This is a genomic window from uncultured Gemella sp. (genome assembly GCF_963525165.1).
Taxonomy (GTDB): domain Bacteria; phylum Bacillota; class Bacilli; order Staphylococcales; family Gemellaceae; genus Gemella.
The window spans coordinates 38,121-55,182 of record NZ_CAURJN010000007.1; the positions used below are offsets into that span (position 1 = coordinate 38,121).

General features: G+C 31.2%; 14 protein-coding genes. 3 read left to right on the forward strand and 11 right to left on the reverse strand.

What is annotated here, in order from left to right:
* Window positions 1–28 precede the first annotated feature (28 nt).
* Window positions 29–1,225 (reverse strand): ATP-binding protein, encoded by a 1,197-nt coding sequence (locus RWQ74_RS02375; protein ID WP_314396449.1) that lies wholly within the window; start codon window positions 1,223–1,225, stop codon window positions 29–31.
* Between the two features lie 324 nt (window positions 1,226–1,549).
* On the opposite strand from RWQ74_RS02375, the gene RWQ74_RS02380 reads away from it, so the two are divergent.
* Window positions 1,550–2,539 (forward strand): alpha/beta hydrolase, encoded by a 990-nt coding sequence (locus RWQ74_RS02380; protein WP_314396452.1) that lies wholly within the window; start codon window positions 1,550–1,552, stop codon window positions 2,537–2,539.
* Between the two features lie 346 nt (window positions 2,540–2,885).
* Here the strand turns inward: RWQ74_RS02380 and RWQ74_RS02385 are convergent, their stop codons facing one another.
* The 7 genes from RWQ74_RS02385 to RWQ74_RS02415 form a co-directional block, all read right to left on the reverse strand.
* Window positions 2,886–3,965 (reverse strand): Fic family protein, encoded by a 1,080-nt coding sequence (locus RWQ74_RS02385; protein ID WP_314396454.1) that lies wholly within the window; start codon window positions 3,963–3,965, stop codon window positions 2,886–2,888.
* A gap of 244 nt (window positions 3,966–4,209) precedes the next feature.
* A complete protein-coding gene (gatB, locus tag RWQ74_RS02390; protein ID WP_274459084.1) occupies window positions 4,210–5,637 on the reverse strand; it encodes an Asp-tRNA(Asn)/Glu-tRNA(Gln) amidotransferase subunit GatB in 1,428 nt (475 codons plus the stop codon).
* A gap of 13 nt (window positions 5,638–5,650) precedes the next feature.
* Window positions 5,651–7,108 carry an Asp-tRNA(Asn)/Glu-tRNA(Gln) amidotransferase subunit GatA gene (gatA, locus tag RWQ74_RS02395; RefSeq protein ID WP_314396457.1) on the reverse strand — a complete coding sequence of 486 codons (1,458 nt, stop codon included), beginning with the start codon at window positions 7,106–7,108 and terminating at the stop codon, window positions 5,651–5,653.
* Between the two features lie 17 nt (window positions 7,109–7,125).
* Window positions 7,126–7,416 (reverse strand): Asp-tRNA(Asn)/Glu-tRNA(Gln) amidotransferase subunit GatC, encoded by a 291-nt coding sequence (gatC, locus tag RWQ74_RS02400; RefSeq protein ID WP_314396459.1) that lies wholly within the window; start codon window positions 7,414–7,416, stop codon window positions 7,126–7,128.
* Window positions 7,417–8,081: 665 nt separating this feature from the next.
* Window positions 8,082–8,825, reverse strand: a complete 744-nt coding sequence (locus RWQ74_RS02405; protein ID WP_314396461.1) for an alpha/beta hydrolase — start codon at window positions 8,823–8,825, stop codon at window positions 8,082–8,084.
* A 126-nt stretch (window positions 8,826–8,951) separates the two neighbouring features.
* The gene (locus RWQ74_RS02410) at window positions 8,952–9,953 is read right to left on the reverse strand and encodes an NADP-dependent oxidoreductase (RefSeq protein WP_314396462.1); all 1,002 of its coding nucleotides are present in this window, start codon (window positions 9,951–9,953) and stop codon (window positions 8,952–8,954) included.
* Between the two features lie 3 nt (window positions 9,954–9,956).
* On the reverse strand, window positions 9,957–10,373 hold the full coding sequence (locus RWQ74_RS02415; protein WP_048802964.1) for an Rrf2 family transcriptional regulator: 417 nt from the start codon (window positions 10,371–10,373) through the stop codon (window positions 9,957–9,959).
* Between the two features lie 376 nt (window positions 10,374–10,749).
* Between RWQ74_RS02415 and prmA the strand changes: the two genes are divergently transcribed.
* Window positions 10,750–11,685 (forward strand): 50S ribosomal protein L11 methyltransferase, encoded by a 936-nt coding sequence (gene prmA / locus RWQ74_RS02420; protein ID WP_314396465.1) that lies wholly within the window; start codon window positions 10,750–10,752, stop codon window positions 11,683–11,685.
* Window positions 11,686–11,833: 148 nt separating this feature from the next.
* On the opposite strand, the gene RWQ74_RS02425 is transcribed toward prmA, so the two are convergent.
* A complete protein-coding gene (locus RWQ74_RS02425) occupies window positions 11,834–12,514 on the reverse strand; it encodes a response regulator (protein ID WP_314396468.1) in 681 nt (226 codons plus the stop codon).
* Window positions 12,515–14,113 carry a sensor histidine kinase gene (locus RWQ74_RS02430; RefSeq protein WP_314396470.1) on the reverse strand — a complete coding sequence of 533 codons (1,599 nt, stop codon included), beginning with the start codon at window positions 14,111–14,113 and terminating at the stop codon, window positions 12,515–12,517.
* Between the two features lie 517 nt (window positions 14,114–14,630).
* On the opposite strand from RWQ74_RS02430, the gene RWQ74_RS02435 reads away from it, so the two are divergent.
* Complete coding sequence (locus RWQ74_RS02435) at window positions 14,631–16,034, forward strand: amino acid permease (protein ID WP_314396472.1); 1,404 nt, start codon at window positions 14,631–14,633, stop codon at window positions 16,032–16,034.
* Between the two features lie 93 nt (window positions 16,035–16,127).
* Here RWQ74_RS02435 and trxB read toward each other — a convergent pair whose 3' ends face one another.
* Window positions 16,128–17,051, reverse strand: a complete 924-nt coding sequence (trxB, locus tag RWQ74_RS02440; RefSeq protein ID WP_314396473.1) for a thioredoxin-disulfide reductase — start codon at window positions 17,049–17,051, stop codon at window positions 16,128–16,130.
* Window positions 17,052–17,062 lie beyond the last annotated feature (11 nt).

The window sequence follows — 17,062 nt, forward strand, 5'->3', positions numbered from 1 at the left end:
TTACACTTTAATTCAAAAATTTTAGATATTATTCTTCCTCAATTAACCAATCGACAATATATTTAATTGCTATACCATCAATATGGTCTGTTCCTTTATATCGACCTGTAATTACTATTTTTTTATAATTATCTTTTATCATTAATAGATTATCAGTTTCATGTGAATTATTTGGAATTTGATATGCTACTTGATAGTATTCAATTACCCCATCTCTTTTAGCGATAAAGTCTATTTCTTTATCATCTAATCTAACTATATCAACTTTATATCCTCGTCTCAGAAGTTCTAAATATACGATATTTTCTAATCGATTTCCTAAATTACCATCTTTATGACTAACAGCATAGTTTCTAAGTCCATTATCAGCTATGAAATATTTAGAGTTTTGTTTTAAATACCCTTTACCTCTAATATCATACTGCTTAGCTTCATAAAATAGATAGGCATCTTGTAATAATTCTAGATATCTATTTACTGTATGATTAGATATTGATAATTTTTCTTGTTTTAGCATATTTGATATTTTTGTAGGATTTATTAATTGACCTACATTATCAGCTAAAAATGCAACCACTCTCTTTAAAACTAACGTATCTTTCACAGATCCTCTTATTGCTATATCGTTTAATAATATCGAATCATAAATTCCTGATAAAATAGTTGTCTTTATGGCTTCAGGTGACAATACAACTCCTGGGAATCCTCCATATTTTTCATAATCTTTATACGCAGAATCTACAATTCTAGAATTAATGTCAATGTTATTTATTTCTAAATACTCTCTAAATGAAAATGGATATATTTCTATTTCTACATATCTTCCACTAAGTAAGGTAGCTAATTCACCCGATAACAGTTTTGCATTTGATCCAGTTATTACTATATCTATATCAAAACTAACTCTTAAACCATTAATTACTTTTTGCCAACCATCAACAAATTGAACTTCATCTATTAATAAATATACTTTTTTTCCATTATTTGGTAATAACTCTTTTAGAAGCTCTGAGAATTCTTCAGTACTTTTTATATGTTGATACTCAAATGCTTCTAGATTTATATAAATTACATTTTCTTTATTTATTCCTTGTTCATATAAATAATTACTATATTGTTTTAATAAGACCGATTTCCCTGAACGCCTAACTCCAGTGATAACTTTTATAAAATCTGTATCTTTGAACGAAATTAATTCACTTAAATAATTATCTCTTATATACATTTTTTTCTCCTTTCATTAACTTGATTATCATATTACCATTATCATACCATATTTCTTCATTAATTGGAAGTGGACTTCCAACTTTTGCCATTTTTACCCTTAATTGGAAGTTCACTTCCAACTTTTGCCATTTTTACCCTTAATTGGAAGTTCACTTCCAACTTTTTTTCTTTTTCACCTATAATTGGAAGTTCACTTCCAACTTTCCTTTTTTCCTTATTTCTTTTCTTCAGATTTTTATTTTTACAATCACTTTATTTTCTGATAAACTATAATTGTAAATAAATAAAACACTTACATTTATGTAAATAAGAGGAGATTAAAATGGGAAAATTTAATAAAAAAGTTGTTTCAGTAGCTTCAATTGCCGCAACATTACCTGCATTAGTAGGTAGCTATGCAGGGTATCAGAAATTACGTTATAAACGTAGTGCTAAAGCTGGTTTAATCGAGTTATACCTTGGTAATAAATATAAGAAACTAAGAGATATAGATGAAACTAAAAGACTAGAAAAACAAAAAGAAGATAAGAATGAAGAAACTGTAAATGTGTATGATTTTGATACTAAGTCAAAATTCTATACTAGGATTGTTTCTGATAGACAGGTTTGGCATTTAAATAGTGTAAATGGTTCTAACTCTACTATTTTCTATATTCATGGTGGTTCTTATGTTCATGAATTCGTAGATATTCAATGGGAGATGGCTGATAAAATTGCTCAAGAAACTGATGCTGAAGTTATTATTCCTGATTACGGACTAGCTCCATTCTATACTTATAAAGATAGCTATGAACTACTAACAAAATTATATACATACTACATTGCTGAAAATCCAGATAAAGATATCTATATTATGGGAGATAGTGCTGGTGGTGGCTTAGCTCTAGGATTAGTTCAAGACTTTATTCGAAATAGTATTAAACTACCTAAAGGTCTTATCCTACTAAGTCCGTGGGTTGATTTAACTATGTCGAATCCTGATATTCAAAAATATATCAAAAAAGATCCTTTACTACATGTCGACACTTTACTAGCTGATGCTAAAGCTTGGGCTGGTGATGCAGACTTATCAGATTGGAAAGTTTCTCCATTATATGGTGATATGAGAGGTTTACCTCAGGTACTTCTATTCTCTGGTACACGCGAACTTTTATATCCTGACGCAGGACTTCTAGCAAACAAACTAAAAGAAGCAAGTGTAGAAACCACTTTTGTTGTCGGGGAAAACTTAAACCACGTATACCCTGCCTTCCCAATACCAGAAGCAACAAAGGCTATTTCTAAAATTGTTGAGTTTGTGAAGAGTAAATAATTAAAATTAAATATAAAAAAGATGTACTCAAAATTTGATTAAATAATCTATTTTTGGGTACATCTTTATTTAGTATTATAATTTACTACGCACGTATCAAAGTCCACTTTTATTCCTCATTTAACCATGAAAATCCAGTTATACTCTCCATTGTCCGCTATTTTCATCTGTGAATGTCCAGTCTTACTCACCAATGTCCACTTTTTTTCATCTACGAATGTCCAGTTTTATTCCCCAATGTCCACTTTTTTATTTACGAATGTCCAGTTTCATAAATTAATATAAAAACTCAAAACAAAGATTTCCCCTTATTTCGAGTTCGTATATTTTTATCATTTTGTGAGTTCTATAAATTTGGCTCTATTCTAAATTTATATTTTCCTTTTCCATAACCCTCTACTTTTTCAATAAGTTCGTGTACTAGCGTCTCTTTTATTATTTCTGATGCTCTTGATGTTTTTAGTTTTGTAACTTCCATCACTTCTTTTCTTCCAAATACAGAATCAAAATTGAATTTATCATAAAGGTTCTTAATATATTCCTTATTTTTATCAGAGAAGTTTTCTAGTTTATCATTATAATTATATGTTGAAATCTCTCTATCTTCTTTTATCCAATTGATATGTAATTCTCTATTTTTTAATGGTGTACTTTCATCTAGTAGTAAATTTCTTAAAAATAACTCTACAAATTCAAATGTTGAATAGATTTCTTTCTTTAAATTTCTGTAGTTCGCTCTAACTAATGCATTTCTAAAATACCAAGAGTTATCAGCGAATATATCATTTGTTACATCAAAACCTAATGTTCTTAGATATTTGATAAAAAATACAGCTGTTGTTCTTGTATTCCCTTCTTCAAAAACATGGATCTGCCATAGTCTTGAGATAAATTCTGATAAGTGTTTTATTATTTCATTCGTTGATAAACCATTATACTGGAATTTTTTCTCTCGCTCAAGGTCATACTCTAGGGTTCTAACTAATTCACTTGCACTTCCGTATATTACTGTTTCTCCGTCTAAGACCCATTCTTTTTTTGTAATATTATAAGTTCTGATTATCCCTGCATGTTTATATATTCCTTCAAATAACTTCCTATGAATAGCTAAATATTCCGTTGGGGAAAAGGTAAAAGCTTCTTCTGATAAGATTCTAGCTATTCGAACAGACACTTTATCAGCTTCTTCTACACGACTTTCTTTATTTAATTCTGGATTTTCTTCATAATATGAATGAAGCAGTATATCGGCTTCTTCTAGTGTTATTTCACCTTCTATGTTTCGCATTGCTGTATTAATTAAATATTGAGATGGAGTTAAACCATCAACTTCCTGCAAACCTATTGCTGTCTGCCATGCATAACCTTTTTCTCTTTTAGAAGGTTCTGATTGTATTAAATATTCTTTAAACGGATCTTCAGTCATTTCATTTTCCTCCCATAAGTTATTTTTCAATAATTACACGTTAACAGATTTAATTTTAACATTATATAGTAAATGTATATTGTTTAACTCAATAAATTTTATTTCTTGTTTTATTTCCGTAATATTTATTATATATAACAATTATGTTCTTTGCAATACATAAGAAACTTTTCTACGTTTTAAACACTAAAAAACTCGAAACAAAGATTACTCCTTGTTTCGAGTTCGTTTTTTATTTTCGTTATTATCGTTTTGCGATTTCTTCTAATAACATTTTATTGATCATTTGTGGGTTGGCTTGTCCTTTTGAGGCTTTCATGATTTGACCTACTAGGAAACCAATCGCACGGTCACGACCGTTTTTGTAGTCTTCGATAGATTTTGGATTGTTATCTAATGCTTCGTTAACCCAAGCTAATAATTGTCCACTATCTGATACTTGTACAAGACCTTTTTCTTTAACGATTTGTGCAGCATCTCCACCGTGTTCGATAAGTTCTGCGAATACTTTTTTAGCGATTTTACTTGAGATTGTTCCATCAGTGATTAATTTAATCATTCCTGCTAAACCTTCTGCAGTTAATGCTGTGTCTTTAAGCTCTTGTTGAACTTTGTTTAAGTATGCATTCACATCTACCATTAAGTAGTTAGAAGCTAATTTTGGATCTGCTCCTAAAGCTACAGTTTGTTCGAACATGTCTGACATTTCTTTAGTTAATGTAAGTACGTGTGCATCGTATGCTGGTAATCCAAGTTCTTCTTGGTATCTTCTTTGACGAGCATCTGGAAGTTCTGGAATAGTTTTTCTTACTTCTTCCATCCATTCATCAGAAATAATCATAGGTACGATATCTGGCTCTGGGAAGTAACGGTAATCGTCTGAACCTTCTTTAACACGCATAAGTTTAGTTGTTCCTGTTGTTTCATCGAAACGACGAGTTTCTTGGTTGATTACTCCACCTGAAAGGATAACTTGTTCTTGACGTTTTTCTTCGTACTCTAAACCTTTTTTAACGAAAGTGAATGAGTTTAAGTTTTTAAGCTCTGTTTTTGTACCGAATTCATCTTGACCGTAAGGACGGATAGAGATATTCGCGTCACAACGCATTGATCCTTCTTCCATCTTAACGTCAGATACTTCAATGTATTGAATGATTGAACGTAATTTTTCTAAGTAAGCATATGCTTCTTCTGGAGTTCTGATATCTGGCTCAGATACGATCTCGATAAGTGGTGTACCTTGACGGTTAAGGTCAACTAGTGAATAACCATTTTTGTGAGTTAATTTACCTGCATCTTCTTCAAGGTGAGCACGTGTAATACCGATACGTTTAGTTTCTCCGTTAACTTCGATATCGATCCATCCGTTTTCCCCGATTGGTTGGTCAAATTGTGAGATTTGGTATGCTTTCGGGTTATCTGGATAGAAGTAGTTTTTTCTATCGAATTTTGACTCGCGAGCTACTGTCATGTTAAGCGCCATTGCTGCTTTCATTCCCCATTCTACCGCTCTTTTGTTTACTACTGGAAGTACCCCTGGGTATCCTAAGTCGATAACGTTTGTGTTAGTGTTTGGTTCTGCACCAAAGTGAGCTGGAGATGGTGAGAATATTTTTGAATCTGTTTTTAATTCTACATGGACTTCTAGTCCAATTACTGTTTCAAAATGCATCTTTTTTCTCCTATTATAATTCTATTTTTTTATCGTGTAAGTTGTAGTGTTGTTCGAAGTTGTACGCTACATCGTATAGTGTAGATTCTGCGAATGGTTTTGCAATAATTTGCATACCGATTGGACGGTTACCTTTGAATCCACATGGAATACTGATACCTGGTAATCCAGCCATATTTACTGGGATTGTTAAGATATCGTTAGCGTAGATTTTAATTGGATCTCCTACTTCTTCTCCAATGTTGAATGCTACTGTTGGAGCAGTTGGTCCGATGATTACATCGTATTCTTCGAATACTCTATCAAAGTCTTGTTTAATTAATGTACGAACTTGTTGTGCTTTTTTGTAGTATGCATCGTAGTATCCTGAAGATAGTACGTATGTTCCTAACATGATACGGCGTTTAACCTCAGCTCCAAATCCTTCTCCACGTGTTTTTTTGTAGATTTCTTCAAGGTTTGTTGCGTTTGGACTTCTGTATCCGTAACGAATACCATCGAAACGAGAAAGGTTTGAACTTGCTTCAGCAGAAGCGATGATGTAGTAAGTTGAAATAGCGTAGTCTGTGTTTGGAAGACTTACTTCTTCTACAATAGCTCCTTGGCTTTCTAAGTATTTAACACCTTCGAGTACTGCTTGTTTAACTTCTTCGTCAATTCCAGCACCGAAGTATTCTTTAGGAAGAGCGATTTTCTTACCTTTGATGTCTCCAGTGATGATTTTGCTGAATTCTGGTACTTCTACAGGTGCACTAGTCATATCGTTAGCATCTAATCCTGAGATGATTTCTAATACACGAGCGTTATCTTTTACTGTACGAGTCATTGGTCCGATTTGGTCTAATGATGAAGCGAACGCTACTAATCCAAAACGAGATACACGACCGTATGTTGGTTTTAATCCAACTACACCACAGTAAGAAGCTGGTTGACGTACAGAACCACCTGTGTCACTTCCTAGAGTAAAGCTAACTTGTCCTGCTGCTACTGCTGTAGCTGAACCACCACTTGATCCTCCTGCTACTGCATCTAAATCATGAGGGTTACGAGTAAGTTTGTAGTAAGATGTTTCTGTAGAACCACCCATTGCGAACTCGTCCATGTTTAATTTTCCTAAAAGGATTGGATTTTCTTTGTTAAGTTTGTTCATTACTGTTGCATCATAAATTGGATTAAATCCTTCTAAGATTTTTGATGCACAAGTTGTTTGAATATCTTTTGTAACAATGTTATCTTTGATTCCCATTGGAATACCGAATAATTTACCTTCAGCACGTCCTTCTTCTTGAGCACGGTCTAAAGCTTCAGCTTGTTTTAATGCTACTTCTTCAGTTACTGTAATGAATGAACCTACTTTTTCATCAGTAGCTTTAATTCTGTCTAGTGATTCTTTTACTAAATCACTTGGTTTAATTTCTTTATTTTTAAGTTTAAGTTCTAAACTTTCAATTGATTCATGTAATAAACTCATTAAATTATCTCCTTATTTTATTCAATAATAGTAGGTACTTTGAATTGTCCTGCTTCAGTTTCTTTAGAGTTTTTAAGAACTTCTTCTCTATCCATTCCTTCATGAGCTACGTCTTCTCTAAATACATTAACTAAGTCTAGAACGTGATAAGTTGGTTTTACATTTTCTGTTGGTGCGCTGTTGATTGTGTTGAATAAATCTACAACTTTTTCTAATTTTTCGATGTACCCATCTACTTCACTTTCTTGGATTTCTAATCTAGAAAGATGAGCGATGTGAGCTACTTGTTCTTTTGTAATTGTTGTCATAAGTTCCTCCATATTTTTGTCTATTTTAACTACTAATATTAGTTATAACCTCTTATAATTTGAAATAAAAAAACGCCCCATATAGTCATTTAACTACATGGGACGATTACTAGTTTCGTGGTGCCACCCGAATTCATATCAGTTTCCTGATACCTTTCAATTTATATTCGGTTTTATAAAGAGTGTTGCTTATTTCAATCATTATTATTTAATCTTTCAGCCTCTGGATTAAACTCTCTTCTAAAAAAACATGAAATAAAAGTCTCTCTACTAATATTTTATATTACGGTTTACTTAGTCTATATTATACTAAACGACCGTTATTGTCAAGGATTTTGTAAAAAATGTTAGAACGAGTGAAAAATCATTAATTTTTATAATTGAATTTTCTAATCGACCTATGCTGAATATGTGTTTGTTATTTTTATTAGTTAGAGCAACTCGACAAAATCGACTTTCGAACCACCCCTTCTTTAAAATGCTACTTTGTTCTTCTAGGTTTTACGGCTGATAAACTGTGTGTCTTAAGTATAATTACTTTCTAACAAGCTACTTTAATTAGTTTGGTTTCTTATTCTCCTAAAAATTCTATTAACTCTTTTGAAAATTCATCTGCGTATTGGAATAATGATCCGTGTGCTGCGTTTGGATAAATTATTAATTTGCTATTTTCTATTTTTTTGATGCATATTATATGAGTTAACTGTAGGAACCATTAAGTCTTTATCACCATTTACGATTAGTGTAGGTTGCGTAATAAATTTTAAATCATCATATCCTACAATACTCCAACGTTTGATCGCTTTTAATTGTCTTAAAAAGCCTGGTACTTTCATTTCAACATCTGCATTATCTTTACTACGACTAGCTAATCTATCTAGTACTTTATTCGCTTCAATTTTTCCTTTTTCATCGTGATTATAGAAGATAAATCTCTTAGGATCTACCCTATTTAATCCTGCTTTTAGCATGAATTTAAAAGTAGTACTAGTTACAGTTTCGATTCCTTCGCCATCTCTTGGTCCTGTTCCTACTAATATTAATTTTTCTACTAAGTCATTATTTAATCTTGTTACTTCTTGGGCTATCATTCCACCCATTGACAATCCAAGTAGGTTTATTTTGTTATAACCTAATTCCTTAATAATATCTATTGTTTGTTGTGCCATCTCTGGAATTGTTGTAGCTACTTTTCCTTCACTTCCTCCAACACCTGGTAGGTCTAATAAAATAATATGATGTTTTTCTGCTACTAGGTCGATAAATCTTGGATCCCAATTATCCATTGTTGCCGCTAAGTGTACTAACATCACTAATGGTTTTTCTGATTTACCTTTATTAATTTCTCTATATGCTATTTTTAATCCATTAACATTAATGTATTCATTTCTTTTATTTATATATGACATGATTGTCTCCTAACTTTATTGTGTTTGTTGATATTTTGAGATAATAAGAGCGACTTGAAAAATTGATTACTAAGAAACCATAATTTTCTAGTCGCTCCCTTCTCTTGTTATTTCTATATTTTTATATTATTTAAAACTTAAAACTGTTTTCCCTCTTGAACGTCCATTTGCTACTTTATCTAATGCTTTATTTACATCTTTAAAGTCAAATACAGTATCTACAGATGGTTTAATTTCTAATTTTGTGAAAATGTCAGCTACTTCTTGTAATTGTTTGACATTTGATTCTACGAAAATGAAGTCATATGATACTCCATATTTATTTGCCATTTTATCGAATTTTCTTCCAGCTAAGCCTAAGATGAATTGTTTCCACCAAGCTAGGTTCATACGTTTAGCGAAACTTCCATTTGGCATAGCTCTTAGCGACACTAATTTACCACCTGACTTCATAATAGTCATTTGTTTTTCTGTTTCTGCTCCTCCTAAAGTATCTAGCACATAATCAACATCTTTTAATACTTTAGTGTAATCTGTTGTTTTATAGTCGATGAATTGATCAACACCTAATTTTTCAACACGTTCTTTGTTTTCTACACTACCATTAGTGATTACTGTCAGACCTTTTGCTTTAGCGATAGGAATAGCCATGCCTCCTACTCCACCTGTTCCACCTGAGATGAAGATTGTTTTTTCTGATTCTGCCCCCATAAGTTCTAAAGCTTGCATAATTGTTAATGCTGTTAATGGAACAGCTGCTGCTTCTTCATCAGTTAAATAATCTGGTACTTTAGCGATTGCATCTTGGTTAATAGCTACATATTCAGCAAAAGCTCCAATTTTATCTAATGGTAATCTAGAAAATACTCTATCACCAATTTCAAAATTAGCTACATTACTTCCTTTTTGTTCAATAATCCCCACTACCTCATTACCTGCTACTTGCGGAAGTGTATAAGGTACGATAATCTTTACTTCTCCGCGTGAAATCATGTTATCTAGTGGGTTTACTCCAGCTGCTGTAACTTTTACCAACACTTCATTTTCATTTATTGTAGGTACTGCTACTTCTCTAATTTCAAGTTCTATATTATTTTTATTATATTTTGTGTGTACAGCTGCTTTCATTGTTTATTTTTCTCCTATTATGTATAATTCTTTAATTAATTTTTCTAATGTTTTACTTTCAAGTTTTTTATAAAAAGCTTCTTGTGCTTCATTAAATACTGGCTGTAATAAGTTTTCGATATTTAAACCAACTGGGCATTCTTTATTAGCACCTTCATGGATATTTACTAAGTATTTATCAGGATAAATGATTTGATAAATTTCTGATAATGTAATGTCTTTAGGCTCTTTTGCCAATGTTATTCCAGTTTTTCCTTGTTGACTTTCTATTAGTCCACCTTTTTTTAACACTGCCAAAATTTTTCTTATGTGACTACTATTTGTGTTAACACTTTTAGCTAGTAGCTCCGAAGAAACTACTTTATCTGTTTCTGAAATATATATTAGTATGTGTAATGCTACTGAAAATTTTGTATCCATATTTTTCTCCTTTAACTGTCTTTATTCAACTTTTTAACTTGTTCTCGTATCTGATACAAGTATAAGTTTAACATCGAATTTTAAATATGTCAACTTCTTTTTTAAAAAATATTTATAAAAATGACTTTAAGCCTCAGCCATAGAGATAAGCCACTACGTCCTTACCATACATATTTTCTAATTTTATATTTCTCTACAATTTTTAGAATAATTTTACTGTGCTAATATTTCCCCGTGTATTCTACACTCGAAATATTAAGGACTACCTCACCTTTTTAGTTGCTTAAATATTGAAAATAGTATAATATGTGTAGGTATGTAGATTACTAGAATACTCTAGTTAATATGTAAAAATAAAATATTTGTGAGGTATAAAATGGAAAATTGGGTTGAAATTACAATTCATACTACTAATGAAGCTAGTGAAATAATTGAGTCTATTCTTCTTGATTATGGTTCAACTGGGGTTGCTATCGAAGATCCTACTACTCTTGAGGAGAACTTACATGATGATTTCGGTACTATCGTTGAGCTTAGTCCTGCTGATTATCCTGAAGTCGGAGTTATCGTTAAAGGATACATTAATGAGCTAAATTTTGATGAAGAAACTTTCAAGCGTTTTGAAGCTGAGCTTCTTGCTTTAGGTGAAAATATCAACATTGGAGATTTCTTCAAGATTGAAACTACTATTATTCAAGATAGCGATTGGGAAAATTCTTGGAAAGATTATTTCGATATTCTTAATATCGGTGAAAAATTCGTTATTGTACCTACATGGCGTGAATATGAAAATACTGAAGATAAATATATTATAAACATTGATCCTGGTATGGCTTTTGGTACTGGAGGTCACGAGACTACTTCTCTATGTATTAAAAACCTTGAGAAATATGTTCAAAGAACTGATAATGTTATCGATGTTGGTTGTGGTAGTGGTATTTTAAGTATAGCGGCTAGTTATTTAACTGATGGTAATATTAAAGCTGTTGACTTAGATAAGCTTGCTGTTGATGTTTCTTTTGAGAACTTCGCATTAAATAATCTTGAGAAAAGAATCGAAGTTGATCAAGCTAGTCTTCTTACAAAAGAAACTAAAAAATACAACATTATCGTAGCGAACATTCTTGCTCATATCATCGAGCTTATGATTGATGATGCGTATAACTTATTAGAAGATGGTGGTTACTACATTACTTCTGGTATTATCGAAGAGAAGAAAGACGAGCTTCTTGAAAAAATGTTAGAACGTGGTTTCAAACTTGTTGAAGAAACTTCTGATAACGGATGGTATTCATTCGTAGTAACTAAATAATACATTTAAAGTTCTTGATTACCTATAATATTTTATAAAGAATCAAGAACTTTATCTATATATAATATACTAAATTCGGGGTATGGATTATTTCCATGCCCCGAATTTGAATTTTTGTATTATGTTAGTGATGATACGATAAAAATTTTTATAATAATTTTTCTAATTTACTTTCTGATTCAACTGTAAATACTGATACAGGTCTTCCTGAAGTATAGTATTCTGCATCTTCACTTAGGACATTTATATTGACTAAGTGATTTAAGTATTTTCTAATTGTAATTCTAGAAATATCTAATATATCAGCTATTTGTTGTGTTGTGAATCCTGTATTTTGTTGTTGAATAGCCTCTATAACCTTTTTCAATGTTATTCTTGATAGACCTTTAGGTAAACTATCTTCCTCTTCGTCTACTCTACCAGAGTTTAAGTAATCATCGATTAAATCTTGATTAATTTTTTCTTTTGATAGTAGGTTAACATAATCTTGAACTTTATCAATGGCTTGTGAAAATCTTTCATAGGTAAAAGGTTTTACTAAATAATCCACCACTCCGTTAGATAATGCAGCTTCTACTGTTTGTACATCATTTGCTGCTGTTATCATAATGATTGGATACCCCTTTAATTCTGGTAAGAATTCAACACCTTGACCGTCAGTTAGATAATTATCTAAAACTATTAAATCAACTTTATTTTTTTTTAGATAATCTTTTGCAGCCTCTAATGATGTAACATGGTTAAGGTCATCAGTTAATTCTTTTCTTTTAAAATATTCTTTATGTATCATCGCTACCATTGGATCGTCTTCTATTATTAATACTCTCAATTATTGTTCCTCCTCGATTGGTATCTCTATTGTAAATTGGGTTTTGCCAACTTCACTTTCCACATCTATTAAACCGTTGTATTTTTTCACTATTGTATCAACGGCATTTAGTCCATAACCTCTATTTTCTCCTTTTGTTGAATATCCTCTTTCAAATATACTCTCTAATATTTCCTTATTAATTCCACATCCATTGTCATATACTTTACATAGTAATATATTTTCTTCTATATTTAGATATAAATAAACAACAATTTTTCCATCCTCTTTGTTTCCTATAGATTCCATCGAATTATCTATAAGAACACCTAGGATAATTAAAAGTTCATTGAAGATTTCATCTAAACCTTCCTTATTCAGAATCTTCGAGTCTGGATCGATTAATAACGATATATTTTTTTGTTTAGCTTCTCTGACTTTAGCAAGTAAGAATCCCGCTATTGCCGGCACCTTAATATTCTCAGAAATATATCCTATTTTTTCATGATAATCATCTTTCAAGTATGTGATAAATTTCTCAACTTCATCATACGACTTCATTTCTATTAACCCATGTAGAACATGAAGTTTATTCATGAAATGATGACTTTGTTCACGTAGACTATCATTATACTTCTCGGTACCACTTAATTCTGTAATTAATTTTTTCATTTCACTTTGGTCACGTAGTGTGACTACAGCTCCATATAATTTACCATCTTGATATATCGCATTCCTATTGATTAATACTTCAATATGGTTTAATACAATTGATTCATCTCTACTCGTCTTATTATCTTCTAATACTCGCTTAAAGAAAATTTCATACATTTCATCAGAAATTTGTTCACCTTTTTTAATCTTAGTGTACCCTGCTTTATCTAAAATTTGATTTGCACTATTGTTTTTTACAATAATTTTTTTATCTACATTTATTCCTACAATACCCTCAGAGACATGGTCTGAGATTAAGTTTTTTTCAATATAATTGTATGCAATCTCTTCTGGTTCATAGTTTAATAAAATACGCTTTAATCGACGATTATACATTACCGCTATTGTGATAGCAAATGTCATTGCTATCAATAATGCAAACAATATTTTTTCTTGCGAATGTTCTAATTGTTTTTTTACAGTTTCTTTAGTATATCCTACACATACGACTCCTATATTTTCTCCATCTTCATCTTTAATCGCTGTAAAAAATCTTAGTCCTTCTCCTAATTGACCACTTTGCTTACTATAATGATCTCCAATTGTGAATGTTGAACTTACATCTTCAATATTAGAAAACTTTTCGCCAATAAACTCATCTTTTGGATGAGTATATCTAGTAAAGGTATCATCGACTATAACAACAAAGTCCGTACCAGATTCTTCCATTACTCTATTAGCAAATTCTTGTATTCCTTTTGTTCTCCTATGATTCTTTATATCATCTTTAACACTTGTGTCATTGGCTATAAGCTTAGCAGTTGAATATATTTTTTGACGAATAATTTCGTCTTCACGTTTTTTTATATATTCTCTTACAAAAAAGGAAGTAACTAATAAAGAAATAACAACTAGACTTGTCATTATTAACATCAACCTAGTTAATGTTCGTTGTTTTTTTCTCAATCTTTTATCACTCCTCAATAAAAAACTTTCTCTTAACATTGTTATTATAAAGCAAAACTATTTGTATTTCAAGTAATGTCCACTTTTGTAAACTAATAATTTACTTTAAAATATCAGTATTATACAAATATATTTTTATAATGTAAATTTACATGTGATATTTGCAATTTAAGTTTCTATGCAACAATCGAAAAATTATAATTTCGTACAAATCGATCTTCTCTAATCTCCATCATATAGTTTATACGTTGTCTGAAAGTTTTTATATAATAAATCTAGATATCTATAAACTACTACAACTAGAAGTTATCGTATAAACTTTTTAAAATCTAAGTCTTTTTGATTGGCACTGTGTTAAATTTATAATTTTTATAAAAATAAGGTATTATTTTATCAAATAAAAAAATTTTAATTTAATTTATTTTATTTTTACTTGAATATTTACTTAGACTATGCTAGTATTTTAGTAATGCAATTATGCAGTTATTAGTATATTTTATAATTTAGGAGGTTCTCAATGGAGAGGGATGCAAAAAAAATATTTTGGTACACTCTAGCCTTCATGGCATTTTCTACGGTTTGGGCGTTTGGAAATGTTGTTAATGGATACTCTGAGTTCGGTGGATTAAAATCTATAGTTTCTTGGATTTTGATTTTCGTAATTTACTTTATTCCGTATTCATTAATCGTTGGTGAGCTAGGATCTACTTTTAAAGATGCCGGTGGTGGTGTTAGTTCTTGGATAAGTTCTACACACGGAAAACTACTTGCTTATTATACTGGATGGACAATGTGGGTAGTTCACATGCCTTATATTTCTCAAAAACCATCACGTATTATCGCTGCATTTAGTTGGACTGTATTTCGTGATAACCGTATTAGTAAAATGGATATCACATACTTACAAATCGCTTCTTTAATTATCTTCTTAGTTGCTTTGTTCTTAGCAACTCGTGGAGTAAACTTAATTAAGAAAATGGCGATGTTAGCCGGATCTTCAATGTTTATTATGTCATTATTATTTGTAGTTATGGCTATTACTGCACCATCTATTACTGGTGCTAAAACTTTCGACATCGATTGGTCATTAGATACTTTCATGCCGACATTTGATGTTAAGTATATTACATCAATCGCAATTTTAGTATTTGCGGTTGGAGGTTGTGAGAAGATTTCGCCTTATGTTAATAAGATGAAAAATCCTTCTAAAGACTTTCCTCGTGGAATGATTGCTCTAGTAGTTATGGTTTGTACAACTGCGATTCTTGGGACTTTTGCTCTAGCATTAATGTTCGATACAAATAATATTCCTAAAGACTTACTTACAAACGGAACTTACTATGCTTTCCAAACTTTAGGTAACTACTACGGTGTTGGTAACTTATTCTTAGTTATCTATGCAATCGTTGATTTAATCGGACAAGTTTCTGTTGTTATTATTTCTATCGACGCACCACTTCGTATGTTATTAAGTAGTGCTGATGAAAGATACATTCCTAAGAAATTATTAGTTAAGAACGAAAACGATGTATACGTTAACGGCTTAAAACTTGTTGGAGTTATCGTTTCTATCTTACTAATTATCCCAATGTTTGGAATTAAAGAAGTTAATGATTTATTCAGATGGTTAGTTAAACTTAACGCTGTTACAATGCCATTACGTTATCTATGGGTATTCGCAGCATATATCTTCTTGAAAAAATCAGCTGAAAAATTCCAATCTGAATACAAATTTGTTAAAAACAAATATGTAGGTATGGGACTTGGAGCTTGGTGTTTCTTCTTGACAGCGTTTGCTTGTATTTCTGGTATGTACACTCCAGAAAGTACTTTCCAAACAGTTATGAACATAGTAACACCTATAATCCTTCTTTCATTAGGAGTAATCATGCCTTACTTAGCTAAAAAATATAACAAATAATTAAATTTATTAGTATAGACAAAAACCACTGAGTTTTCTCTACTCAGTGGTTTTTCTTTTTTTATTAAATCTATCATTCTTTTTTAGTGTTTATTATTCTAAACCTTCTACAAAGCTATAAGCACTTTGTGCAGCTATAGCTCCATCAGATGCTGCTGTGATTACTTGACGGATTTCTTTTTCACGTACATCTCCAGCTGCAAAAATACCTGATACTGAAGTTTCTAATTTTTCATTAGTTGGGATATATCCAGCTTCATTAGTAATTCCTAAATCTCTGAAATCTTGAGTTTGTGGTAACATACCAACATAGATGAATACTCCATCAGCTTTAATTGAACTTTCTTCGCCAGTTTTAACATTTCTGATTTCGATTGAAGAAACTTTTCTTTCACCTTTAATTTCGTAAGCAACACTATCCCAAACGAATTCGATATTTTCTTTAGCGAACGCTCTGTCTTGTAGAATTTTTTGGGCACGTAGTTCATCACGCCTGTGAACGATAGTTACTTTAGCAGCTAAGTTAGATAAGTATAAAGCTTCTTCTACAGCTGAATCTCCTCCACCAATAACTACTACTTCTTTATTTCTAAAGAATGCACCATCACAAACTGCACAGTAACTTACACCTTTTCCTGAAAACTGTTCTTCGCCAGGAACATCAAGATTTTTGTGTTCTGATCCTGTTGCAATTATGATTGATTTCGCTACGTATTCTTTTTCACCAGCAACTACATATTTAAGTCCGTCTCTAACTCCAACTTCTGTTATGTTTCCAAAACCAAATTCTGTACCGAATTTTTTAGAGTGTTCGAACATTTTTTCTGATAGTTCAGGTCCTGTAATCATTTCATATCCAGTATAGTTTTCAATTTCTTCAGTTGATAACATTTGACCCCCTGGATATTTTCTTTCTAGCATCAATACTGACATATTTGCACGTGATGCATAGATTGAAGCTGTCATACCTGCTGGACCCGCTCCAACGATAATTAAGTCATAAATTTTTTCTGACATATTTTCCACCT